Annotated in this window: 25 protein-coding genes; 23 read left to right on the plus strand and 2 right to left on the minus strand. The window is 48.2% G+C overall.

The window, feature by feature from the left end; genetic code table 11:
* Nucleotides 1-15: 15 nt before the first annotated feature.
* The 17 genes from ACTHPG_RS03695 to ACTHPG_RS03775 all read left to right on the plus strand — a co-directional run bounded on the left by ACTHPG_RS03695 (nt 16) and on the right by ACTHPG_RS03775 (nt 14,131).
* Nucleotides 16-537 (plus strand): hypothetical protein, encoded by a 522-nt coding sequence (locus ACTHPG_RS03695; protein WP_440387794.1) that lies wholly within the window; start codon nt 16-18, stop codon nt 535-537.
* Nucleotides 538-653: 116 nt separating this feature from the next.
* Nucleotides 654-1,544, plus strand: a complete 891-nt coding sequence (locus ACTHPG_RS03700; RefSeq protein WP_440387795.1) for a TIGR01777 family oxidoreductase — start codon at nt 654-656, stop codon at nt 1,542-1,544.
* 564 nt (nt 1,545-2,108) lie between these two features.
* Entirely contained in the window at nt 2,109-3,110 is a 1,002-nt protein-coding gene (locus ACTHPG_RS03705) for a beta-ketoacyl-ACP synthase III (RefSeq protein WP_440387797.1), read from the plus strand.
* Nucleotides 3,100-4,392 (plus strand): ATP-grasp domain-containing protein, encoded by a 1,293-nt coding sequence (locus tag ACTHPG_RS03710; protein ID WP_440387798.1) that lies wholly within the window; start codon nt 3,100-3,102, stop codon nt 4,390-4,392. Before ACTHPG_RS03705 ends, ACTHPG_RS03710 begins: the two co-directional genes overlap by 11 nt.
* The gene (locus ACTHPG_RS03715) at nt 4,389-5,384 is read left to right on the plus strand and encodes an NAD-dependent epimerase/dehydratase family protein (RefSeq protein WP_440387799.1); all 996 of its coding nucleotides are present in this window, start codon (nt 4,389-4,391) and stop codon (nt 5,382-5,384) included. The genes ACTHPG_RS03710 and ACTHPG_RS03715 overlap by 4 nt, the downstream gene beginning before the upstream one ends.
* Entirely contained in the window at nt 5,378-6,238 is an 861-nt protein-coding gene (locus ACTHPG_RS03720) for an MBL fold metallo-hydrolase (protein WP_440387801.1), read from the plus strand. Before ACTHPG_RS03715 ends, ACTHPG_RS03720 begins: the two co-directional genes overlap by 7 nt.
* Entirely contained in the window at nt 6,235-7,551 is a 1,317-nt protein-coding gene (locus ACTHPG_RS03725; RefSeq protein WP_440387802.1) for a F390 synthetase-related protein, read from the plus strand. The genes ACTHPG_RS03720 and ACTHPG_RS03725 overlap by 4 nt, the downstream gene beginning before the upstream one ends.
* A gap of 79 nt (nt 7,552-7,630) precedes the next feature.
* Entirely contained in the window at nt 7,631-8,527 is an 897-nt protein-coding gene (locus tag ACTHPG_RS03730) for an SDR family oxidoreductase (RefSeq protein WP_440390119.1), read from the plus strand.
* A 60-nt stretch (nt 8,528-8,587) separates the two neighbouring features.
* Nucleotides 8,588-8,710 carry a hypothetical protein gene (locus tag ACTHPG_RS03735; RefSeq protein WP_440387804.1) on the plus strand — a complete coding sequence of 41 codons (123 nt, stop codon included), beginning with the start codon at nt 8,588-8,590 and terminating at the stop codon, nt 8,708-8,710.
* Nucleotides 8,711-8,751: 41 nt separating this feature from the next.
* Nucleotides 8,752-9,336 (plus strand): DJ-1/PfpI family protein, encoded by a 585-nt coding sequence (locus ACTHPG_RS03740; RefSeq protein WP_440387806.1) that lies wholly within the window; start codon nt 8,752-8,754, stop codon nt 9,334-9,336.
* The gene (locus ACTHPG_RS03745; protein ID WP_440387807.1) at nt 9,329-9,877 is read left to right on the plus strand and encodes an N-acetyltransferase family protein; all 549 of its coding nucleotides are present in this window, start codon (nt 9,329-9,331) and stop codon (nt 9,875-9,877) included. The genes ACTHPG_RS03740 and ACTHPG_RS03745 overlap by 8 nt, the downstream gene beginning before the upstream one ends.
* Nucleotides 9,878-9,901: 24 nt before the next feature.
* Complete coding sequence (locus ACTHPG_RS03750) at nt 9,902-10,783, plus strand: serine/threonine protein kinase (protein WP_440387808.1); 882 nt, start codon at nt 9,902-9,904, stop codon at nt 10,781-10,783.
* Between the two features lie 96 nt (nt 10,784-10,879).
* Nucleotides 10,880-11,248: a hypothetical protein gene (locus ACTHPG_RS03755; protein WP_440387809.1), complete on the plus strand. Its 369-nt coding sequence runs from the start codon at nt 10,880-10,882 to the stop codon at nt 11,246-11,248.
* 68 nt (nt 11,249-11,316) lie between these two features.
* Nucleotides 11,317-11,967: a GNAT family N-acetyltransferase gene (locus ACTHPG_RS03760; protein WP_440387811.1), complete on the plus strand. Its 651-nt coding sequence runs from the start codon at nt 11,317-11,319 to the stop codon at nt 11,965-11,967.
* Nucleotides 11,967-12,437, plus strand: coding sequence for a GNAT family N-acetyltransferase (locus ACTHPG_RS03765; protein WP_440387812.1), 471 nt, complete (start codon nt 11,967-11,969; stop codon nt 12,435-12,437). Before ACTHPG_RS03760 ends, ACTHPG_RS03765 begins: the two co-directional genes overlap by 1 nt.
* A 335-nt stretch (nt 12,438-12,772) precedes the next feature.
* Entirely contained in the window at nt 12,773-13,555 is a 783-nt protein-coding gene (murI, locus tag ACTHPG_RS03770; RefSeq protein WP_440387814.1) for a glutamate racemase, read from the plus strand.
* Between the two features lie 24 nt (nt 13,556-13,579).
* Nucleotides 13,580-14,131, plus strand: a complete 552-nt coding sequence (locus ACTHPG_RS03775; protein WP_440387815.1) for a histidine phosphatase family protein — start codon at nt 13,580-13,582, stop codon at nt 14,129-14,131.
* A gap of 66 nt (nt 14,132-14,197) precedes the next feature.
* Here the strand turns inward: ACTHPG_RS03775 and ACTHPG_RS03780 are convergent, their stop codons facing one another.
* The gene (locus ACTHPG_RS03780; RefSeq protein WP_307538348.1) at nt 14,198-14,560 is read right to left on the minus strand and encodes a DUF423 domain-containing protein; all 363 of its coding nucleotides are present in this window, start codon (nt 14,558-14,560) and stop codon (nt 14,198-14,200) included.
* 59 nt (nt 14,561-14,619) lie between these two features.
* Entirely contained in the window at nt 14,620-15,549 is a 930-nt protein-coding gene (gene coaA / locus ACTHPG_RS03785; RefSeq protein ID WP_440387817.1) for a type I pantothenate kinase, read from the minus strand.
* 195 nt (nt 15,550-15,744) lie between these two features.
* On the opposite strand from coaA, the gene ACTHPG_RS03790 reads away from it, so the two are divergent.
* From ACTHPG_RS03790 to odhB, 6 genes are all read left to right on the plus strand, one after another.
* Complete coding sequence (locus tag ACTHPG_RS03790) at nt 15,745-16,536, plus strand: DUF3891 family protein (protein ID WP_440387818.1); 792 nt, start codon at nt 15,745-15,747, stop codon at nt 16,534-16,536.
* A 186-nt stretch (nt 16,537-16,722) separates the two neighbouring features.
* Entirely contained in the window at nt 16,723-17,232 is a 510-nt protein-coding gene (locus tag ACTHPG_RS03795) for an 8-oxo-dGTP diphosphatase (protein WP_440387819.1), read from the plus strand.
* Between the two features lie 307 nt (nt 17,233-17,539).
* Entirely contained in the window at nt 17,540-18,037 is a 498-nt protein-coding gene (locus tag ACTHPG_RS03800; protein ID WP_440387821.1) for a GNAT family N-acetyltransferase, read from the plus strand.
* Complete coding sequence (locus ACTHPG_RS03805) at nt 18,038-18,481, plus strand: NUDIX domain-containing protein (RefSeq protein ID WP_440387822.1); 444 nt, start codon at nt 18,038-18,040, stop codon at nt 18,479-18,481. It begins immediately after the preceding gene.
* A gap of 637 nt (nt 18,482-19,118) precedes the next feature.
* A complete protein-coding gene (locus tag ACTHPG_RS03810) occupies nt 19,119-21,992 on the plus strand; it encodes a 2-oxoglutarate dehydrogenase E1 component (RefSeq protein ID WP_440387823.1) in 2,874 nt (957 codons plus the stop codon).
* Nucleotides 21,993-21,997: 5 nt separating this feature from the next.
* Nucleotides 21,998-23,269 (plus strand): 2-oxoglutarate dehydrogenase complex dihydrolipoyllysine-residue succinyltransferase, encoded by a 1,272-nt coding sequence (gene odhB, locus ACTHPG_RS03815; protein WP_440387825.1) that lies wholly within the window; start codon nt 21,998-22,000, stop codon nt 23,267-23,269.
* Nucleotide 23,270 lies beyond the last annotated feature (1 nt).

Genomic DNA, 23,270 nt, shown 5'->3' on the forward strand with positions numbered 1-23,270 from the left:
ACGATGTAGGAGTGAATGATCATTACAGCATATCAATTACCTGCTCTCTATGAGCAGAAGCGAGTTTCAATACACGAGATGGAAGAGATTGTACGCCTATTGGCCCAAGCCCCGTTGCTATATGATGATGGACAGAGCATTCAGGTTCAGGATTATATGGGAGGATTGGAGGTCGAACTGGAGCATGAGGTACGTCGCGCAGTGACCCAGTTGTATGAACTGGCTGTTCAGGCTTGCCGGGTCTTCGTTGATCCTTTCGCGTACGAGCAGTTTCAGGATGTGCTTGGGTTACAGGCGGAGTTATGGCAGGAGGAAGTACTCACTCTTGCGAAGTGGATGGACTGGCTGAAGCAGATCAGTGAAGGAAAGAAAACACTGCCAGAGTACAACTTTACAGCCATGCTTGGCAATTTGCCAGACGGATTCATGATCCATGATTTTTATGATGAGCTCCGATATCAACTGGAACAAACCCCTGCAAACATATGGGCTCTCGAAGAGCGGGATCGCTTGTACGCATCCCTGGGTGTGAATTAAATCAAACCAACGGGTCACCAGCGGTGTTTAATCTAATATCTGTATTTTGCATGCATAGAAAATGTTGATCTATTTCTTGCGAAATCTTTACCCAGTATGGGAAATGAGGGGATACCGTGAAGAAGGTTGTATTGGCTGGTGGAACGGGATTTGTCGGACAGGATTTTGCCCAAAGGTTCAAGAAGCTGGGTTATGAGGTGCTGATCATCTCGCGTCAGCCCGGTCATATTGCCTGGGAGAATCGTGCAGGAATCATAGAGGCACTGGAAGAAGCAGAGATGCTGATTAACCTGGCAGGCAAATCGGTGAATTGCCGTTATACAGATGAGAATCGCAAAGCCATTCTGGAATCCAGAACGCGTACAACGCGTATTCTCGGGGAAGCCGTCCTGGCTTGTCATCATCCTCCGGAACTATGGATTAATTCGAGCACAGCAACCATATACAGACATGCTGAAGATCGTCCCATGACGGAAAAAGAAGGCGAGATTGGCTCTGGCTTCTCGGTCGACGTTGCCAAAGCTTGGGAACAGGCTTTCTTTGAATTCAGTCTCCCGTCTACACGTCAGATTGCACTGCGGATTGCGATTGTGCTGGGTGAGGGCGGCGTAATGGTGCCCATGACGAACCTGGTTCGTTTTGGCTTAGGGGGATCGCAAGGCGCAGGCACACAGCAGTTCAGCTGGATTCATATCGAGGATCTGTTCCGCATGGTGATCTATCTGCAAGAGCACCCACATCTGAATGGTGTATTCAATGCCTCTTCTCCGCATCCAGTGACGAATCGGGAGCTGATGACGCGTCTGAGAGAACAGATGGGTGTTCGAATTGGGCTTCCTTCTCCTCGCTGGATGCTTGAACTGGGCGCACGTTTCATTCAGACCGAGACGGAATTGGTTCTCAAAAGTCGTTGGGTCATTCCTGAGCGATTGGAGAGGGAAGGTTTCACATTCACATACGGAACGCTTGAAATCGCTCTTGCCGAGATTTTGAATAAGAAGAAATGACAACACAGTATAAATAATAAAACACAACAGCAAGGGCAGAGGCATCTGCCCTTTATTATATATTTTAAGGCTTCTATCAGATGGCGTTTCGCCATCTTAGGTTAAGGACTCATTTCATTTATATATGTTCAACTAAACATTTACACGATAACGGAGAGGACAGAAATAACTTGAAGAAGCGAAGCGTGTGCCTAAAAGCTTTCTGAAAGAAAGCTGCATCGGAAGCATAGGCTTATCCCCGGATTTTCCCTTTTTAAGAAGGGAATCAAAAAAATCTGGGGATAACAGCGATCGGAAAGTTGTTCTGTCATCGGAGTGTCTGTGTAAATACTAATTAGCCGAACTTATAGAGGTTTTTCAAAAAGCCCGCTTTTGATTACGAAGGATGCCCAGTGGCATCATCAGCATCGAATATGGAATTCAGCCGAAATGTCCGTTGCTCACGTAGTTTTCCTACGCTCCGCTACTCCATTTCTAGCTTCATCCCATCTTCTCGGTACTGAAAACCGGTCTTTTTGAATACGAACTTATTATCAGTCAGATGAACAGAAAGAGGTTGGGGAAATGCAACTTAGAAGAGTAAGGATCGCGGGAACAGGGAAGTACCTGCCTGTACAGGAAGTGACGGATGAGGAATTGGATCGTCGCTTGGGCGTGCCTGCGGGTTGGGTCAGCAAAGCAACTGGCGTAGGTGTGCGGCATTACGCATCGGGTGAAGAGACTTCCTCCTTCATGGGCGTGCGGGCTGCTGAAGCTGCACTGGCGGATGCAGGATTGCAATTCGCGGATATCGACTGTCTGGTGTGCACCAGTGGCACGAAGGAACAACCGTTGCCTAGTACGGCGGTATTTATCCAGCAGGCCATGGGGCAGCAAGATTCGGGCGTACCCGCCTTTGATATGGATGCAACCTGCCTGAGTTTCCTGAACGGACTGGATGTGATCTCCTATATGGTAGATGCCGGACGTTACCAACGAGTACTGATCGTTGCCACTGAGATTGCCTCGGCCGGATTGAATTGGTCGGATAAAGAAAGTGCGGCCCTGTTCGGAGATGGAGCGGCCGCCGTCATTATTGAACGCTCACCTGAAGGATCATCGTCACAGATCGTGCATGCTTCCCTTCGAACTTACAGCCGAGGAGCGCGCTACTCGGAGATTGCAGGGGGAGGCACGCGGCTGCACGCTTCGAATTACAGGGCAGATCAGCCTGAACCTTACCTATTTCATATGGATGGACAAGCAATCTTCCGGATGGCTTCCAGACTTCTGCCGGAATTCACCAGCAATATGTTAGGGGCAACCGGTAATCGGATGGAAGATTTCCAATTGGTTATTCCCCATCAGGGGAGTGCCATGGCGATGAGATTGATCCGCAAGAAGCTTGGCATTGCTGAAGATCGGTTTATGGATATTACACGGCACCACGGCAATACGATAGCGGCATCCATTCCGATGGGGGTGCATGAAGCGATTAGACAGCAGCGCATTCAGCGGGGAGATCGGGTGCTGATGATTGGCACAGCTGCCGGATTATCATTGGGAGGACTTATTTTTGACTACTAGATCTGGGGAAACTGGACAGCGTCCATCTGCTTCTCTCAACGTACTGCTTACAGGCGGAAGGGCTCCGGTAACACTCGATCTGGCACGTATGCTTCATCGGGCAGGCCATCGGGTCTATGTTGCGGAGAGTGCCGTACGGCATCTGACCAGATTTTCCAGTGCAGTAGAACAGTGCGCTGTGGTCCCACCGCCCCGTCAAGACACATCTGCGTATCTGGCGGAGCTGGAACGATTGGCACAGGATTGGCAAATCGACCTGCTGATCCCCATGTGTGAAGAAGTCTTCTATGTGGCTCAAGGGGCTGACAGACTGCGTGCATATTGCCGTGTTCTGGTTACGACTCTGGAGCAGCTGCATGAGCTGCACCATAAATATCATTTTATACAGCTCGCAAGCTCACTCGGCCTTTCGGTTCCGGATACACGTCTGATCAACAATCGGCAGGAATGGATGAAAGCTCAGTCTGTTCTGGAGACGATGGGGGATTGGGTATGGAAACCGGTGTATTCCCGCTTTGCCGCCAAGGTTCGCATGCCAGCACGCATGACCGATGACACTGGCACAGGAACCGATCAGGAAGGAAAAGCAAGTGAAAACAAACGTCGACATTTACGAAACGACCCTCCGGGACACGGGCAATTATCCTTTGCTTCGCCTTGGGTTGCACAGGCCTACATTCCTGGTCAGATGTTATGTACATACAGCATAGCCCACGAAGGGCAATTGGTTGCGCACGCCGCGTACGACAGCCGCTATCGCACAGGTAGCGTGGGAGCCAGTGTCTTTTTTGAACAGGTGGAACATGAGAGGGCTCTTGCGTGGGTGAAACAATTCGTTAAGGCAACGGGTTTTAGTGGACAGATTGGGTTTGATTTTATAGAAGGTCAGGATGGGCAACTGTACGCAATTGAGTGTAATCCGAGGGCAACGAGCGGGATTCATCTGTTTCACCCCGGAGATGACTTGGTACGTGCATTGACTGAACCGGAGACGTTGGTCAAAGAAAGAAAATGGATCACGCCCGCAGGGGGCAGCAAAGCCATGCTCATGCTTCCCATGCTGGGAAGCGGAGTGCAGCAGATCTTCGGCAAAGGAAAGTTCCGTAAATGGATAGCTGCGTGGCGTAGAGCCAGAGACGTAGTCTATGTAGGGCAGGATATCCAGCCTTTCTTTGAACAATTCGCGGTGGTGCTGGCCGCTTGGCGTATAGCAAGATCACAGAAGATCTCGCTGACTGAAGCTTTGACTCACGACATAGAATGGAACGGTGAACAACAATGAAGAGAGCATTGGTTACAGGAGCAACGGGATGTCTGGGCAGGCACCTTGCGATACGGCTTGCAGAAGATGGATGGGATGTCACGGGCATGGGCCGACAGTCCAAGGTTGGTAGAGAACTTGAGTCCGCAGGCGTCCAATTCCTGAATGGAGATATACGGGATGAGTCCGCAGTAAACGAAGCGTGTAAGGGGCAGGATGTGGTATTTCACTGTGCGGCTCTGTCGTCGCCATGGGGCCGATATCGTGACTTTTATAGCAGTAATGTAGAAGGGACACAGAATATCATAGATGGCTGCCTGCATAATGAGGTACAACGATTTATACATGTCTCGACTCCAAGTGTATATTTCAACTACATACCGCGATATGACGTACATGAGCATGATCCGTTGCCTGCCAAACCAGCCAATCATTACGCAGCTACGAAGCTTCTCGCTGAACAGGTTGTAATGGAAGGGCATGTGAGGGGACTTCCGTCGATTATGATTCGACCGCGAGCCATCTTTGGTCCATATGACCAGACGTTGTTTCCCAGAATTGTCGCAGCCAACGCGAAATCAGGCGTACCCATGATCGGTGGCGGACAGGCTTTAATTGATCTGACATGTGTGGATAATGTGGTGGATGCCCTGTTATTGTGCCGTGATGCCTCTGACGAAGTGCTCGGCAGAGCTTACAATATCTCCAATGGCGATCCGAGGGCGTTTAATGAGTTAGTGAGCAGCCTGTTTGGCATGCTGGATATGTCTTTGCGTCGCCTTAACATTCCTTATCGGATGGCATATGGCGTGGCAGCATTGCTGGAGCGTGTTCATGGCTTTATTCCTGCGCTCGGTGAACCTGCATTGACACGGTATACCGTTGGCTCCTTATCCATCCCACAGACATTGGATATTACGGATGCGAGAGAGCGATTGGGGTATGTCCCTCGGGTGTCCATTGAAGAGGGATTGCAACAATTTGCAGACTGGTGGAGGGCCGAATCATGCTGACAACAACTCCGGTAGAACTATATCTGGGTGCGGCAGGTTACTGCACACATCCAGAGTTTCTGACGCTGCGCGGTGGTCGGTTGAGACCGGTGCCTTTCCCGGCAGGATTCGCCTGCATCATTCACCCCGTACATGGACCGATCCTGTTGGATACGGGATATAGCTCCCGCTTTTTCAATGAAACGGCTCATCTGCCCAACGCACTGTATCGTCATATTACACCTGTGGTCTATCGTGAAGAGGATAGTGCCGTTCATTTTTTGGCTGGGCTTGGGCTGAAAGCTTCGGATATCCGGTATATCATCCTCTCCCATTTTCACGGCGATCACATCGCGGGTGTACGGGATTTCCCGGAGGCACAATTCATCTATCTGCCGAGAGCTTATGATGCTATGCGTTCACTCGGTCCGATTGCGGCTGTGAAGGCAGGTTATCTGTCTGGATTATTGCCTGAAGATTTTGTTGCCAGATCATTGCCTGTTACGTGTCAGCCGGAGCGATGGACGAGAGCAGGGGAATCGTTCCCTTATGATGAGGTCTACGATATCTTCGGCGATGGCAGTCTGCTGGGGGTGGATGTATCCGGTCATGCGGAAGGCATGATAGGACTCCTGCTTCGTACAGAAGAACATCACTATTTCCTGTGCGCGGACGCAGTGTGGTCGAGTCGGGCTTTTCGTGAACAGCGCAGACCGAACTTACTCGCGGCTATTATTATGTCTGATCGACAGGAGTACCACCGTAACTTTGACAAGCTTGTCCAGCTGCATCAGCAGTTTCCCCACATTCGAATTGTGCCAAGTCACTGCCGAGAGGTACTGGACGCTTGGGGTACAGGAGGGCGGAAACGATGAGCAATACCCTTCGTATTGTGGTACATTATGCGCTTGCACGTGGGCTGCGAACATGGAAAACGCGAGAACAACTGGAGCGCTGGCAAGAGCGCCGGATTATTCGTCATGTCCGTCAGATCCGTGCCCGCTCTCCGTTTTACCAGCAGTGGTGGGGTGGTGTGGACGCGTCTGACTGGAGAAGATTCCCGTTGATTGACAAATCAATCATGATGCAGCATTTCGATACACTCAACACGGTGGGCATTACCAAGGACGAAGCGCTGGCTCTTGCAGGGGAAAGTGAGGAAACGCGTGACTTCAAACCCTCCATTCAGGGAGTGACCGTTGGATTGTCCTCAGGTACGTCAGGGAACCGGGGGATATTTCTGGTGAGTGATCAGGAGCAAGATGCGTGGACGGGCACGGTGCTGGCCAAGTTGCTGCCTGGTGGGCTGTGGAAACCTGCGAAGATTGCATTTTTCCTGCGGGCCAACAGTAATCTGTATGAATCGGTGCAGCGTGGCAAGTTGCAGTTTCAGTACTTTGATCTGCTGGAGCGTGTGGAGAATTTGGTGAAGCGGCTAGAAACGTACCAACCTACGGTGTGGGTAGCTCCTCCATCCATGCTGCGTCTGATGGCAGATGCCTATGTGGCAGGTCAATTGACCGCTGTACCGGATAAAATCATCTCGGTTGCAGAGGTGCTGGACCCCCTGGATCGCAAGGTGTTGGAGCAGGTTTTCGGACAGACCATTCATCAAGTCTACCAGTGTACAGAAGGGTTCCTGGGTGCGACCTGTCGTTATGGCACACTGCATTTGAATGAGGATATAGTCCATATTGAAAAAGAGTACGTTGATCCTGCCACCCGGCGTTTCGTGCCCATTATTACGGACTTCTCCAGAACATCACAGCCGATCATCCGGTATCGGCTGAATGATATTCTGACCGAGGCGGCGATGCCATGTGCCTGCGGTTCTCTGTTTACAGCTATCGAGCAGATTGAAGGCCGCTGTGATGATACACTTTATTTTGAACAACTGCATACTGGGGAGCCAATACCTGTCTTTCCAGATTTCGTTACCCGCGCCGTCATTGCGGCTTCGCCGGATATTGAACATTATCGTGTGGTGCAACGTAAAGACAGGGCAATGGAGATATCGCTACGACTTGGAGGAAATGCAGCACTGGGGCAAGTCGAGGCTGATGTGTTGCAGGAATTGAACAAGTTGGCAGACAGGATGGATTGTACTTTGCCTGAGGTGGGATTCGTTCCTTATACGTTCAAACCAGGGGTCACCAAGCTACGCAGGGTGGAGAGACAGCTTGATTGAGCTGGTAGTGAATTATTGGGGAAGAGCAGGTGGCTGAATGACAGTGGTGACATACAAGATAGGAGATGGACAGCAACGGATGCAGACAGAGAATCATAGAAATGAAGAAACGAAGGAAAAAAGAATATCAACGTCCGGTGCATATGATCCCGTGGCTCTCATTACAGGCACATCCAGTGGCTTCGGTATGTTAACAGCCATTACTCTTGCCAAGCAGGGATACCTTGTTGTTGCCACCATGCGTGACCTGAATCGAAGAGAAGAGTTGGTCAGACTTGCTGGAGAGGCAGGCATAACAGAACGTTTGGTGTATGAGCAGTTGGACGTTACGGATTCTGAATCGGTGCAAGCAGCTATAACCAAAGTCGTTCTGGATTATGGGCGCATCGACATACTGGTGAACAATGCAGGATTTGCGGTTGGCGGGTTCATTGAGGAAGTATCGATGGAGGACTGGCGGCGCCAGATGGAGACGAATCTGTTTGGATTAATTGCGGTTACGCGTGCAGTCTTGCCAGTGATGCGTGAGCAGAAGCAAGGTCTGATCATTAACTTGTCCAGCGTCAGCGGGTTATCTGGTTTTCCAGGGTATGCTCCGTATGCTGCCTCCAAATTCGCTGTGGAAGGATTTTCGGAAAGTCTGAGGCATGAGATGTCTTCGTTCGGCGTTCGGGTGGTACTAATTGAACCAGGCGCTTATCGCACGCCGATCTGGAATAAGGGTCTGGGGGAAATTCACCGGAACGAGAAATCTCCGTATAAGCATAAGCTGGATGCGGTTCTTCGTTATTCCAAACATTCAAGCGAGACGGCACCTGACCCACAGGAGGTAGCAGATCTGATCGGACGAATTGCACGAATGCGTGCACCAAGACTCCGATATGCGCTGGGAAAAGGATCGCGTGTGTTGATCATAGGTAAAGCATTGCTACCGTGGAAGTGGCTGGAATGGATCATTGCTCGTGGATTAAAATAGAGACTACAATCTTCGGGAGTCGGTTACATTTGCCACTATTTCCTTGAGAGGGGTGGACCCGTGTTTGAAATCATTGTTGTTATTCTGCTTCTTGTGATTGTGGGCTTGCTCCTTCATATCAATAGCAAACTGCCCGCACGTGACCGGGTGAAGGAAGCGTTGGAACGGGATCGGAATCAATAAACATAACCAGGAAGCTTCAAATTAAAAAACGGAGGTTACCAATGAAAATTGCATTCGTTTTGTTTGATGGACTGACTTTCCTTGATTTTGCAGGGTTTTATGATGTAATAAATCGGTTGAATTTCTTTGAACCAACGAAAGGAACGACGTGGGAAACCTGTGCGATGACAGATCAGGTCACGGATGAGTCTGGCTTGACGTTGAAGGTGGATCGAGTGAAGCCGGACCTGGCAGAGTATGATCTCGTGTTTGTCCCCGGAGGCATGGGAACACGTAAGCTTCGGTATGACGAGGCGTTCGTAGGCTGGTTGAAACAAGCGGAGTCTGTTCCCTTGAAGGTATCCGTGTGCACAGGCTCTCTTCTGCTGGGTGCGGCTGGATTTTTGTCGGGTAAAAGAGCGACGACACATCCTTATACCTATGATCTGCTTCAGCCGTACGTTGCTGAAGTTATTCAGAGCCGGATCGTGCGAGATGGAAATGTAATTACTGCCGGTGGAGTAGCCACGTCCATTGATCTGGGGATCTATGTTGTGGGACTGCTGGCAGGACAGGAAGCGGCGGCTAATGTAAAACTTCAGATTGATTATCCGTATGAAATACAGGGAGCGATTGAGTATGAGTGAGGGATATACGCAGGATGGGTACGTTATTCGCAATATCCGCCGGGATGAAGCAGACATATACTGGCCTTTTCGACTGGAAGCACTCAAAATGCATCCTGAAGCCTTCGGAGCTTCCTTCGAATTATCCATTCAGATCCCCATGAATGAAGTGCAGGAACGCATACATAACGAGCCCGATGATTATATTCTGGGGGCGTACACAGCAGAAGGAACACTGGCGGGAATGATGGGCTTCAAGAGGGAGTATGGCCTGAAGCTCAGGCACAAAGGCATGATCTGGGGTGTCTATGTAGCTCCGCAATATCGGGGGAACGGTCTGGCAGCGCGATTGCTCCAGGAAGTCCTGGACAGAGGAAGACATCTGGAAGGCATCAAGCAGATTAATCTGAGCGTGGTAACTACGAATGAATCAGCCAGACGTTTATATGAGCGATATGGATTTCAAGTGTATGGCATGGAGCGCAACGCGCTGGAAGTGTACGGGCAGGGATATGACGAGGCACATATGAATTATTTCTATCCAGCAATCAACATCCATTAAAGATGGCTCGACAGGAGGAGTTCTATGACAGATCAAGTTGAACTTGAAGTCGACGGTGTTTCTTTTGTCTTGAAAGAGTATCATTCTTTTGATTGGTTGCGGCCCATGGGTACGGTCTTTCGCGTATTTGATCAGCAGGATTCAGGTAATCTCTCCTTCGGCATCGTGCAAAAGGATGGCAAGAGATTGTTCGTAAAGTATGCGGGGGCACGTACAATTCACGCGAATCATACAGGGAGTCCTCCGGAAGCCATTCGTAATCTGCAGTCCTCTGTCTCCGTTTACGAGGATTTGGTGCATGACACCCTGATTCGACTAACGGATCATTTTGCAACGGACCAGGGGTATGTCTGTGTATTCGATTGGGTGGAGGGGGAGAATCTTCATAATCACTGGAAATTTCCACCTCCAGCCAAATATGAAGATCCCCGCTCGCCCTACTATCAGTTCAGACAACTTCCGGTGAAGTCGAGGATTGGCGCGATGGAGCAGATTTTTGATTTTCATATCGAAGTGGAGCGGAGAGGTTATGTGGCTGTTGATCTGTATGACGGCAGTCTGATCTATGATTTTGACAATAGCTTCATGAGAATTTGCGATATCGATCTGTATCGAAAGGGCTCTTTCACCAATACCATGGGGCGTATGTGGGGATCTTCCCGCTTCATGTCACCGGAGGAATTTGAGTTAGGCGCATCCATAGATGCGGTTACCAATGTATTCAATATGGGAGCCATGGCGTTCGCGCTGCTGGGTGGGGAGAAAGACCGTTCATATGATAGATGGGATGCTGGAGAGGCTTTATATCAAGCTGTGATTCGTGCGGTGAATGCTGATCGGTCCCAGCGGTATGCAACGATTGCAGAACTCGGTGAGGCATGGAAAGAAGCTGCAATGCACAGGTAAGAACCGGCGTGTAAGAATTATTCGCAATGATGCAAAATCGATTCGTATGTACGAGTGAAATCCCGTATAATGGAAATTATTAAGGGGGTGCAGACGATGTGCAGATATGCCATGTCAGGACCATATAAAGACATCTATGCCTGCTTCAATTGTCGCAAATCATTTAAACAAGTTTCCAGATATGACCTGAGCCCTGAAGCGGTGGCACAACTTGAATATAAATGCCCGCAATGTGCTGCATCCATGGTTAGCATGGGACAGGATTTCCAGGCACCCAAGCAAAAGGATACCAAACAATGGACCAAAGTGATGGTTCTGTATCGTCATGGTTATACCTTTCATAATTGTGGGTGCGGGGCCGGATATCGCCCGTCTGCTTTACGTGAATTATCCAATTTTCTGGAGCTGCAGGAAGTCGGTAAAGGCAGTGAGGGCAAACGATTATTGCAAAGGTTAACTTCATAGTTATGGTTCCGACATCGAACCTGTCATCTATGGAAATGTTGAGAATACAGGCGAGCACATTATATACAATGAACGAGCAGCAGCGTCTATTAAGCATTAACGAGCCGGGGGGTGGACAGGCGCCAGCCATTTTTATCGGGTTGGCTTCTGCCGGTTCACTGATCTATTACCATGAGCAGTTACCGCCGGATCTAATGAATGAGTTGGGGAAGGATTTCGAGCTTCCATTGGATATTCCAAAACTGATACGCAAGGTAGGAACCTATGAGCCGGTTAACCGTGTGTGGATGGGGCCCGCGTATGCTTTTCCTGAAACCTCCGGCGAGTGGAGTCGGAACGTACAACGAATTGGTCAGGAGCAGCATGATTTGCTGGCAGAGCACTTCCCCGAATTAACAGATCACTTGCATGAAAAATGGCCTGTTTCCGCTTATGTGATTGGTGATTCCGCTGTGGCAGTATGCTGCTCCGCTAGGCTCTCCGATCATGGGGCGGAAGCGAGTCTATATACAGCACCCGGTTATAGGGGACGTGGGTATGCAGCGCAGGCGGTAAAGTGCTGGCAGCATTATGTCAAGGAGCGTGGACACCTGCCGATCTTCAGTACTTCGTGGGATAATCTCGCTTCACAGCAAGTTGCCCGTAAACTGGGACTAATTCAATTCGGTGTGGATTTCAGTATTACAACTGTGGGGTTGAGGAAAGGCGGTGAGGTTTGATGATCCGCACTTTTGTACAAAAGGATTTGCAATATGTCATTGAAGCGCATATCCGTATCTATCAAAACGAGTATAATTATGATCATAGCTTTGCTGAAATTATCACCCATGCGGTGAATTCGTTTGGATGCCCAGGCAATCACGCGAGGGAGATGTTATGGGTTGTTGAGTCAGATCAGACAGCTTCCGGTTCCATAGGACTTACTCAGGTGAATGAAAATACGGCTCAACTGCGCTGGTTTCTGATCGAACCGGAAGCGCGTGGTGCAGGGTGGGGCAGGAAACTGATCGAACAGGCAGTTCTTTTTGCAAAAGAACAGGGCTATACGTCTGTGATTTTGTGGACCAATGAGTCTTTGGATGGGGCACGTAGATTATATCAATCTGTCGGCTTTCAATTGAAGGAAATCCGTAAACAGATTCTGTCAGGTCAGGAACTTACCGAAGAAAAATGGGAACTTGCTCTGTAGTTGGTACTGAATTGCTTGGAGAGCACAACCCTGAAGAGGCGTGGCATAGTGGCAAGGACTGGCTCAGACAGTATAAAATGAACGTAGAATGATGGTTCATCATCATCCATAGTATCTGACTTAGTGGAAATAATGGAGGGGACAGAATCGATTCTGAAGAAGCGATAGCGTTCGCCTTTGTCTCCGAAGAATGATCCGTAACCTGAATGATTCCCGCAAGTCGTCAAGCACTGTAATGTGTGATGAACCGGAAGTACAAACCTCACCTCCAGTCAGCATGAGCAGCATCGAGAGGTTCTTGGAACCCGAAAGAATACATTATAGAGGTGAAATCCTTGAATAAGAAAATTGCTTTTTTTGATTCAGGCATCGGTGGTCTAACCGTATTGCATAAGGCATTACAACAGTTTCCAGAAGAACAATTTCTGTATTATGCGGATACATTGCATGTCCCGTATGGCACCAAGTCTCCAGATGAGGTTAGAGGGCATATTTTTGATTGTGTGGAAGCCATCGTTCAGGAGGGTGTTCAAGCCATTGTGATTGCTTGTAATACAGCAACAAGTCTCGCTGTGAAGGATCTGCGCGCCAAGTACGATATCCCCATCATTGGCATGGAGCCTGCGGTGAAACCAGCGGTGGAGATGAATAAGGATAGTGGGAAGAGAGTGCTTGTATTTGCCACGGCCCTCACCTTGAGCCAAACCAAGTATAACGAACTGGTATCGCGTGTTGATGATCACCACAGTGTGGATTCCATTGCGTTGCCGGAACTTGTGGAATGGTGTGAACAGCTGGATTTTGATCCGAGTAAAATCGCTGATTATTTCCGATTCAAGCTGGCAGATCTCGATCTTCATGGGTATGGCACAATAGTGCTTGGTTGCACGCATTATCCATTCTATACGTCCATTCTGCGCACGGTTCTGCCAGACCATATACAGATTATTGATGGCAGTACAGGTACGGTGAACCATCTGAAGCAGCGGCTTGGACTGGTGGCTCAGCATGGAGACAGGACAGGGGAACAGGTTACTTTCCTCAGTTCATCAGGCCAACCGGAAGAGCAGGAGAAGATGTACAGGGCACTTCAATATCTTGAGAAGAACTCCATGTAGGTTACACCATAGGAGGTGATAGCGATGCAGTCCATTTATCTTATCCGTCACGCCAAGGCCACAGGTCAGGAACCCCATGCAGAGCTTACCGATGAAGGGATCCGGCAGGCCGAAAAACTTGCTGATATGTTGGCTCATCATGCCATAACGTATATTGTCTCCAGTCCATGGAAAAGAGCCGTTCAGACAGCTATGCCACTGGGCATAGCAACGTTGCAACATATACATACGGATGAACGTCTTCAGGAGAGGGTGCTTAGCTCTCTCGATCTGCCTAACTGGATGGATGTACTGAAACGTACATTCGATGATGTGGATTGGGTGGAAGAAGGCGGGGAATCTTCGAGAAACGCAGCTGCAAGGGGGCTGGCGTTACTGGAAGAGTTGTGGAGCAGACCGGAACAGCACGGGGCCGTGGTTACACATGGGAACTTGTTGTCACTGCTTATTCGGGAGTATGAACCATCCTTTGGTTATGAGGAGTGGGCCAAACTCTCTAACCCGGACGTGTATGTGCTGGAGAGACAACGGCCAGATGCTGGATTGCCCACCATTCGAAGAATTTGGACAGATTGAACAACAAAGAGTGCTCCAGCGATAGGATATCAGCCAGAACATTCTTTTTGTTTATCCAAGCCATATTTACAATGCGGCAATCATGATCATAACCCATCCAGCCAGAAATGCGACTCCGCCAAGTGGGGTAATGGCTCCCAATTTGCGGACACCCGTTACACTTAAAGCGTACAGGCTGCCCGAGAACAGGATGATTCCAGCGAACATCAGCCATCCAGCAAGCATAACGAGTGAAGAGGATTCGAGACGGTCTGCCAGCAGGCCGATCAGGATGATCCCAAGTCCGTGGATGAGGTGATATTGAACACCGGTTTCATAGATTTTGATCATGTCAGCGGATAGTTTGCGCTTGAGCGCGTGTGCGCCAAAAGCACCCAAAGCAACAGCCAGAAACATCATAATACTGCCGAGTATAATCAGGGTTTGCAATGTGTTTTTCTCTCCTTTTAAGGGTAATTAGAGACAACAGCAAGGTGTACACATGTTGTCTAAAGTTTGCGTAATTGAATCTGCCCAATGGAATGATCGGCTTCCTTTTTCAGGATCAGTCTGGCACGCCCTTTGGTTGGCAAAATGTTTTCATGCAGGTTTTTGGCATTGATATCCTGCCAGATCTGGTTTGCGGTACGCACGGTTTCTTCTTCATCAATATTGGCGAATCGTTGATGGAAAAAGGAATCGGTGTTCTGGAACGCTGTATTGCGCAGCAGCTTGAAGCGCTCCACGTACCAATGTCTGATATGCTCTTCTTCCGCATCGATGTAGATGGAAAAATCGAAGAAATCACTGACCAGCAAAGGTGTTTCTTTTTTGATCTGAAGTACATTGATACCTTCAATAATGAGAATATCCGGTTGACAGATCTGCTTCTCTTCCCCTTGAATGACATCGTAGGCGAGATGAGAGTACACCGGTGCTTTCACTTCGGGCTTGCCTGATTTCACATCGCCCATGAACTGAATCAGGGATTTGATATCATAGCTTTCCGGGAATCCCTTGCGATTCATGATGCCCTTCTCTTGCAGGACAGCGTTGGGATATAAGAAACCGTCGGTGGTGACCAAGTCAACCTTGGGTTTATTCTTACCTCTGGCGAGCAGTGCCTGCAGCAAGCGGGCGGCTGTACTTTTGCCCACGGCAACACTTCCCCCGATTCCAATGATATAGGGGGTGGGGAGAGCTTCTTTTTTCATAAAGGAGGCCGTCAGTTGATTCAGCTCTCGTGAAACTCTTGCATATAGGTCAATAAAGTGGGTAAGAGGCAAATATATATCTTCGACTTCTTGAATCGATACCTCTTCATTCAATCCCTTTAACTGTTCTAATTCGGCTTCCGTCAGTGGAAGAGTGGTCTGATGTTCTTTAAGTTCAGCCCATTCCTTGCGGTTAAACTCGATGTAAGGAGAGTATAAATTCATGAGATCCCGCTTTCTGTATGTAATATAATCGTGGACACAACCTTTAGTGTACCAAATTTCAGGAAACTGACAACACCTTTACATTTGAACGTTCCACATTGCCTTTCGTCCAGGCGGTACGAAAATCAACTTATAGGAAAGTTTAACCCAATTTATGTTAAAGTCAACGTATACCATGCGGAAGGGTGATAGCAAATGATCGTATATGAGAGAGAGCATGATTTTGTTTTGACCGCACAGCATGAGCATGGATTAGTAGCCGGAGAGATGGCTTCCCACTGGAAAAATGAATTATTAGCCGATCCTGCGCACCGGGATGAATTGATTCTGGCGGCCAAAGAACATGACCGGGGCTGGATCGAACTGGATTCGTCTCCATTCTGGAATGATTACAGTCAATCGCCGTATTCGTTTCGGGACTTTCCACTCCGTCCGCGATTTGTATTCTACCAAAAAGGCATTGAAGAAGTTCGTCAGAACAATCCCTACGCCGGAATATTATGCAGCCTGATGTATACGGAACTGTTTCAGAAAAATCTGGGGGCTAATGCGCAGGATGATGAAGACATCCGGGAATACCTGGAAAAAGAACGTGAACATCAGTTGAGTTGGGAGAAACAACTTGTTGGTGATGCTGAAGCGCTGAAACAGAGGCTGCAAAGCGATGTGGAAATCATGTTATTTTGTGATCAGCTAAGTCTGTTTCTCTGTATGGAGGAACCCGGAACACCTGCTGAGCGTTATGATTTTTTTGCTGAAGGTCTCAGTTGTACATTTGATGCCTGTTCCAGACAACCGATTGAGGCAGAGTGGTTATCCAATGAAAAAGTAGGCCTGTCTTTTTTCCCGTTTGATGAGGACTTTACGGTTGTTTTGCCTTATAAATCGGTGCCAAAGGCGAGTATCCGCAAATTCGGTATGCAACAGGCATATCGCCGGGCTGAATGGAAGGAACGCCGCGTGTTAATTACGGAATTGAACGGATAATGGGAAACTCCAAATTTGAGAAATGAGCAACATAGAATATCACAAAACAGGCGGGCTTCTGATGTACAGGGCGTCCGCCTTTCGTATGCACATATCAGGGTGGGAATAAAGCAGGAAAACACAGGTTATTCCCAGAAATGTTAGTGTACAGCAGAGAAGCTCACATTAGCAGGAGGACGAACGAATATGAACACCAGAATAGAGATATTAACGATGTGTATGGTATGGGACAAAATGAATGATCAGGTGTTGCTGATGAATCGGCCGGATCGCAAAGGATTTCCGGGATACATCGCTCCTGGGGGGAAGGTAGACTTTCCGGAGAGCATCGTGGATGGTGCCGTGCGGGAGGTTCTGGAGGAGACGGGTTTAGCTGTTAATGAGATTACGTATAAAGGACTTGATGAGTTCTGTGATCCCGAACAAGGATTGAGGTACATGGTATTTAACTATCTGGCTACTTCATTCGAGGGGCAGTTACTGCAAAATCCGCCCGAAGGCGAACTGTTATGGGTGCCTATGAAGCGGGTTTTTGAGCTGCCGATGCAGGATTGGTTTGCTGAACGGCTCCCGCGTTTTTTTCAAAAAGGTACGTTTGAGCGGAGTGTGATCTGGGAGAAGTCATCCGGACGAACACTGCAAGAGACATTTATGATGTATAGCGATTCCGTTCTTGAACAGCGTGAGACACGATAAGTTAAAACGTCAGAAAGAGGAGAAGTCATGGGAAAATTAATCCATGAGCATTTAAGCTTGGGTTAGGATAATAATAATGCCTCATAATGTATCATCCATATCTGTATATTTATATCCAAATATTATGATATAATGAAGGTTGCTATTTTTATGGGAGTGAATAGTCTGTGAGTGTTCGCGTGTTTTATTAGATTGAAAAAACTAGTTTGTTGAAAATGAAGCATGATATATTTGTGGATTTGCCATACATAGGCTTCTGCAAACAGGACGTAAATGAATATTGTACGATGAAAAGGTGGAGATTGGCATGAAATTGTCGTTCCGGATTTTGGACTGGGAAGAAGAGAGACCATACGAACTTTTATTGATGGCTGATCCTTCAAAAGCAATTGTGGATGAGTACCTGAGCCGGGGTGTTTGTTTTATTGCCGAGTATGAAGGAGAGATGGTTGGGGAATTCGTATTGCTCAAGACTCGTCCGGAGACTGCGGAGATTGTTAATATTGCCGTACAGGAAGAACTGCAGGGACAAGGTGTAGGCAAACACATGATTAAGGAAGCGATGGAAGCTGCACGCAGATTGGGCTGCCGAATTCTCGAGATTGGGACAGGCAACACCAGCTTTCATCAATTGAAGTTATACCAGCGTTGCGGTTTTCGCATTATCGGGGTCGACCGTGATTTCTTTGTGAGGCACTATGAGGAAGAGATTATAGAGGATGGTATCCGCTGTGTGGATATGATCCGTATGGCCATAGATCTGGATGCTGTTACAGAAGATGAAGACGAAAGGAAGAGTTTTTAAGTGAATCGGCATACACATCTGGGAGTATATGGATTGGTCACTTGGCAGGACAGATTCCTGTTAATTCATAAGGCCCGCGGAGCATATCAGGGGCAATGGGATTTACCAGGCGGAAGGCTGGAATTTGGTGAGCAGCCAGAGACCGCTCTTCATCGTGAGCTGGAAGAAGAGACGGGACTGACCCATCTACAAGTGATGATTCGTTCTGCGGAGTCTACGGTAGTGAAATGGGTGTATCAAGGTGAGCCCGAAGAACTGCACCATATCGGGATGCTGTATGATGTTGTTTTGACCGAAGCCAGTCAGCCGGATCGTATCAAAAAAGAACCCGATGGTGAAGATTCGCTCGGCGCAGACTGGTTTACACTGGAGCAGGTTAGAGATCTTTCCCTAACGCCGTTTGCAGTGTATATGATTAGTCAAAGTACAGAACGTACAGCTTGATGCGCACCGTCATCTATATGGATAACTCAATTTTGCTGAATCCTTAAAGAAGCTGCTCGGATAATTCTATGTCTGGGCGAGCTTTTTTCAGTTGTTCTTTTGAAGAAACCCCCAATTTTTTGTTGAATGTGATGTCAATTGGTTAATGTTTAACTGGACGGTTTGTTTTTGAACATTATGGACCACAATTTAATTAAGGAGGTAAAATGGGAGATCGTATGCCTATTTTGTTGTAATTAAGCGTTCGTTGTTCTATCCAAATTGCTCGATTTATTCGATTCATCTAATTTATGCATCAATTGAGCTAAAAATAGGAAATGCTCCTGAGCGTAAAAGTTTATAGAATAGATATTAGAACACGGACTTCACTTGAAGAAGAGGAGAAAGTGTAACCTTCGAACGGATCAGGACAGTATTCGACATCTGTGCGACGGTATATATAATCATTGTTTTACTTTGATTTTGAAAACGCAGACAAACCTTGACGGGAGCGTCGGACTAACGTTACTACCACCAACAGCACGATTATTGGACTTCATGAAAAATTTCGCTTAAAATGTTGAACGAACGCAAATTACGGCTTAGTCAATGATTTCCGTCAAAAACTTATGACTAAATCAAGACGGAGGGAACGTCGATGACGATCGTGGAAGGCAACAAGAAGCCCTGGGAAAGTTACTATGGCCCCAATATGGGATACGTACAGGAACAATATGAATTATTTGCTCAAGACCCTGGTTCGGTTACACCGGCCTATCGTGAACTATTTGAACAATGGGGTGCACCGCCGATGTCAGGCACGGATGCACGTACAACCTCGAATTCCGGCAACGCCCAATCGGCTTCCGGGAACGTAGACATTCAATTATTACAGAAAGCGGTTACAGCGGGTAAGCTGGTATGGAACATCCGTACCTATGGTCATCTTGCTGCAGATATAGATCCGCTTGGAATCAGTGAAGATACAGATACGTCTTTGCTGGAGCCTCAGCATTTTGAATTAAACGAAGAAGATCTGAAAGCTTTACCTGCTTCCCTGATCTGGGAAGGTGCAGACGGGCAGACAGCAACCGGTTGGGATGCAATCCAACGCTTGCGTCAGATATACACTGGACCCATGGCCTATGAATTCAGTCATGTACACGAAGTTCAAGAACGTGAGTGGTTGAATCGCCGTGCGGAGTCTCGTACTTCACCAGCTCCACTTACGCCAAAAGAACGTAAGGTTTTGCTGGAACGTTTGGTAGAAGTTGAGCAATTTGAAGATTATCTTCACAAAACATTTGTTGGACAGAAACGTTTCTCCATTGAAGGTAACGATGTGCTTGTACCCATGCTGGATGAAGCTGTTCGCATCATGGCAGAAGCCGGATCAAGCCACATTCTGATGGGTATGGCTCACCGTGGACGGTTAAATGTACTGGCTCATGTATTGGGCAAACCGTATAGCAAGATTTTCTCTGAATTTCATCATGCTCCGAACAAAGACTTGGTTCCATCGGAAGGTTCGACGGGGATCAACTACGGTTGGACGGGGGATGTCAAATATCATATGGGTGCGAACCGTTTTGTAAAAGACGGGGAAACTGTACAGGCTCGCCTGACTCTGGCGAATAACCCGAGCCATCTGGAGTACGTCAATCCGGTTGTACAAGGGTTTGCACGCGCTGCTCAGGATGACCGTCGTGACCCTGGATATCCGAAGCAGGATGTAACGAAGGCGGCTACCATTCTGATGCACGGTGATGCAGCATTCCCTGGAGAAGGGATCGTTGCAGAGACGCTTAACTTCAAAGCTCTGCCAGGATATCAGAATGGCGGAACCATCCATATTATCGTCAACAATCGTCTGGGATTCACTACAGATAGCAGTGATTCCCGGTCAACGTACTACGCAAGTGACCTTGCTAAAGGGTACGAAATTCCGATTGTGCATGTGAATGCAGACAATCCGGAAGCTTGTATTGCAGCCATTCGCATGGCAGCAGAGTATCGCAATCGGTTCAAAAAGGATTTCCTGATCGACTTGATCGGTTACCGTCGTTATGGCCATAATGAGACCGATGATCCCGAAACGACTCAACCTATCGTCTATGACAAGGTGAAAAACCATCCAACGGTAAGCCACTTGTATCAGGATCAATTGAAGCAGGAGTCGGTTATCGATGATGCATCCATTACGAGCATTCGCGATGGAGTAACAAACAGATTAAAAGAAGCTTATGACCAGATGAAGAAAAATGAAGTACATGAATATTACCAACGGAAAATCAGTGAGCCGGAAGCTGTTACGATTGTGCCTACTGCCGTACCATTGGAGAATCTGCGCAGCATCAACGCAGACCTGCTGAAATGGCCTGAGAACTTCAATGTGTATCCGAAGTTACAGCGCATTTTGCAGCGCCGGAGCACTTCCCTGAACGAAGGGGAAAAAGTGGATTGGAGCCTTGCGGAGACGCTCGCATTTGCAACCATTCTGGCAGATGGCAAGCCAATTCGGATTAGTGGACAGGATGCCGAGCGCGCTACATTCGCTCATCGGAATCTGGTACTGCATGATTCGGAGAATGGAGCCAAATTCTGCCCATTGCATCACTTGCCACAGGCAAGAGCATCCTTTGCCATCTATAACAGTCCGTTGTCTGAAGAATCCGTTGTTGGATTCGAGTACGGATATAACGTATATTCACCAGACACACTGGTGATCTGGGAAGCTCAATTCGGGGATTTTGCCAACTGTGCACAGGTAATTTTTGACCAGTTTGTATCCGCGGGTCGTGCCAAGTGGTCTCAAAAATCCAGTCTCGTTATGTTGCTTCCACATGCGAATGAAGGTCAGGGACCTGAGCATACAAGTGCTCGTCTTGAACGTTTCCTGCAGCTTTGTGCAGAAGACAACATGACGGTTGCCAACTTGTCGAGTGCTTCCCAATACTTCCACTTGTTGCGTCGTCAAGCTTCGTTGACTGAAACAGAAGATGCTCGTCCACTTGTCATGATGTCACCGAAAAGTCTCATTCGGAATCCGCGTGTTGCATCACCGGCAGTGGAATTCAGTGAAGGCAAGTTTGAGCTTGTGCTTGAGCAAGCTGGACTGGGTACAAAACCGGATCGCGTAGAGCGCATTATTCTGTGCAGTGGCAAGATTGCCATTGACCTGGAAGATGCTATTGAAAAAGATAAAGGTGATTGGTCATGGCTCCACATCATTCGCGTGGAACAGTTATATCCATTCCCGGCAGAAGAGATCAAACGTATCCTCGCACGTTTCAGCAATGTTAAAGAGCTGGTATGGGTACAGGAAGAAAACAAAAACATGGGTGCCTGGACTTACATGGAGCCTCGTCTTCGTGAAGTTGCCCCGGAAGGCACAACCGTTAGATACGAAGGTCGCCCGGAACACGCAAGTCCTTCCAGCGGTTATCAGCTTGTGCATAGTATGGAACAGCAACAGATTATTACATCTGCGTTGAAACAAACGACGAAGAATAATATTCCACTGGGGAGGTAACAGCTGTGAGTGAAATTAAAGTACCTGCAATGGGTGAGTCAATAACTGAGGGAACTGTATCCAGATGGATGGTTAAAGAAGGGGAACCCGTTAATCAGGGTGATGTGCTTCTTGAACTGGAAACGGATAAAGTAAATATTGAGATCAGTGCAGAAGAAAGTGGCGTGCTGGAGAAGATCATTCGTCAGGAAGGAGAGACGGTAGAGATCGGTGAAACGATCGGTACACTCTCAGCTGGTTCTGGAGGAGGAAGCGGTGCACCCGCTTCCGAACCGGCAGCGGCAGAAGAGAAAAAGGCCGCTACTCCTGCACCTGAAGCACCAACACCAACAGCACCTGTTGCTGTGGCACCGGAATCATCCGATAGTGCCAAGACGGCTTCACCGTCCGCTCGCAAGCTTGCGCGTGAACGTGGTATCGAGTTGGATCAGGTTCAGAGCAAAGATCCGATTGGACGGGTATACCAGGACGATGTGAAGAGCCATAACAATCAGGCGCCTGCTCCTGCTGCTCCACCAGCAAATAAAGCCCCTGCGGCACCAAGTGCTCCGGCAGCTGGAAGTTCCACGTATACCAAACCAGTGGAGCGCCAACGCATGTCTCGTCGCCGTGCAACCATTGCCAAACGTCTGGTAGAGGCTCAGCAGACTGCAGCCATGTTGACTACGTTTAATGAAGTAGATATGACTGCCATCATGGATGTACGTAAACGCCGTAAGGACAAGTTCAAAGAGAAACATGAGATTAACCTGGGCTTCATGTCCTTCTTCACCAAAGCGGTTGTGGGGGCTCTGAAAAAATTCCCTACAATTAACGCTGAGATTGATGGCGAAGACGTTGTACTTAAAAAGTATTATGATATCGGCATTGCCGTATCTGCGAAGGAAGGACTGGTTGTACCGGTTGTACGTGATGCCGATCGTCTGGGATTTGCCGAGATCGAGAAGAGTATTGCGGACCTTGCATCCAAAGCTCGTTCCAACACACTGGCGTTATCTGATCTCCAAGGCGGAACCTTCACCATCACGAATGGTGGAACATTCGGTTCCTTGTTATCTACGCCAATTCTGAATACGCCTCAAGTGGGTATTCTGGGGATGCATAAGATCCAGCTTCGTCCAGTGGCGATTGATGCAGAGCGGATGGAGAACCGTCCGATGATGTACATTGCGTTGTCCTACGATCACCGGATTATCGACGGCAGTGAAGCTGTACGTTTCCTTGTGACCGTGAAAGAATTGCTGGAAGACCCGGAATCTCTGTTAATTGAAGGTTAAT

Source organism: Paenibacillus sp. SAF-068 (assembly GCF_051967555.1).
In the GTDB taxonomy this organism is placed as follows: Bacteria; Bacillota; Bacilli; order Paenibacillales; family Paenibacillaceae; genus Paenibacillus.

Excerpts from the sequence above, each read along its gene's own strand:
- ACTHPG_RS03765 (WP_440387812.1), top strand. The coding sequence starts at position 11,967 with ATGATCCGCACTTTTGTACAAAAGGATTTGCAATATGTCATTGAAGCG.
- ACTHPG_RS03775 (WP_440387815.1), top strand. The coding sequence starts at position 13,580 with ATGCAGTCCATTTATCTTATCCGTCACGCCAAGGCCACAGGTCAGGAA.
- ACTHPG_RS03725 (WP_440387802.1), top strand. The coding sequence starts at position 6,235 with ATGAGCAATACCCTTCGTATTGTGGTACATTATGCGCTTGCACGTGGG.
- ACTHPG_RS03750 (WP_440387808.1), top strand. The coding sequence starts at position 9,902 with ATGACAGATCAAGTTGAACTTGAAGTCGACGGTGTTTCTTTTGTCTTG.
- coaA (WP_440387817.1), bottom strand. The coding sequence starts at position 15,549 with ATGAATTTATACTCTCCTTACATCGAGTTTAACCGCAAGGAATGGGCT.
- ACTHPG_RS03790 (WP_440387818.1), top strand. The coding sequence starts at position 15,745 with ATGATCGTATATGAGAGAGAGCATGATTTTGTTTTGACCGCACAGCAT.
- ACTHPG_RS03760 (WP_440387811.1), top strand. The coding sequence starts at position 11,317 with ATGAACGAGCAGCAGCGTCTATTAAGCATTAACGAGCCGGGGGGTGGA.
- ACTHPG_RS03795 (WP_440387819.1), top strand. The coding sequence starts at position 16,723 with ATGAACACCAGAATAGAGATATTAACGATGTGTATGGTATGGGACAAA.
- ACTHPG_RS03740 (WP_440387806.1), top strand. The coding sequence starts at position 8,752 with ATGAAAATTGCATTCGTTTTGTTTGATGGACTGACTTTCCTTGATTTT.
- ACTHPG_RS03715 (WP_440387799.1), top strand. The coding sequence starts at position 4,389 with ATGAAGAGAGCATTGGTTACAGGAGCAACGGGATGTCTGGGCAGGCAC.
- ACTHPG_RS03730 (WP_440390119.1), top strand. The coding sequence starts at position 7,631 with ATGCAGACAGAGAATCATAGAAATGAAGAAACGAAGGAAAAAAGAATA.
- ACTHPG_RS03800 (WP_440387821.1), top strand. The coding sequence starts at position 17,540 with ATGAAATTGTCGTTCCGGATTTTGGACTGGGAAGAAGAGAGACCATAC.
- ACTHPG_RS03705 (WP_440387797.1), top strand. The coding sequence starts at position 2,109 with ATGCAACTTAGAAGAGTAAGGATCGCGGGAACAGGGAAGTACCTGCCT.
- ACTHPG_RS03695 (WP_440387794.1), top strand. The coding sequence starts at position 16 with ATGATCATTACAGCATATCAATTACCTGCTCTCTATGAGCAGAAGCGA.
- ACTHPG_RS03745 (WP_440387807.1), top strand. The coding sequence starts at position 9,329 with ATGAGTGAGGGATATACGCAGGATGGGTACGTTATTCGCAATATCCGC.
- ACTHPG_RS03755 (WP_440387809.1), top strand. The coding sequence starts at position 10,880 with ATGTGCAGATATGCCATGTCAGGACCATATAAAGACATCTATGCCTGC.
- ACTHPG_RS03720 (WP_440387801.1), top strand. The coding sequence starts at position 5,378 with ATGCTGACAACAACTCCGGTAGAACTATATCTGGGTGCGGCAGGTTAC.
- ACTHPG_RS03810 (WP_440387823.1), top strand. The coding sequence starts at position 19,119 with ATGACGATCGTGGAAGGCAACAAGAAGCCCTGGGAAAGTTACTATGGC.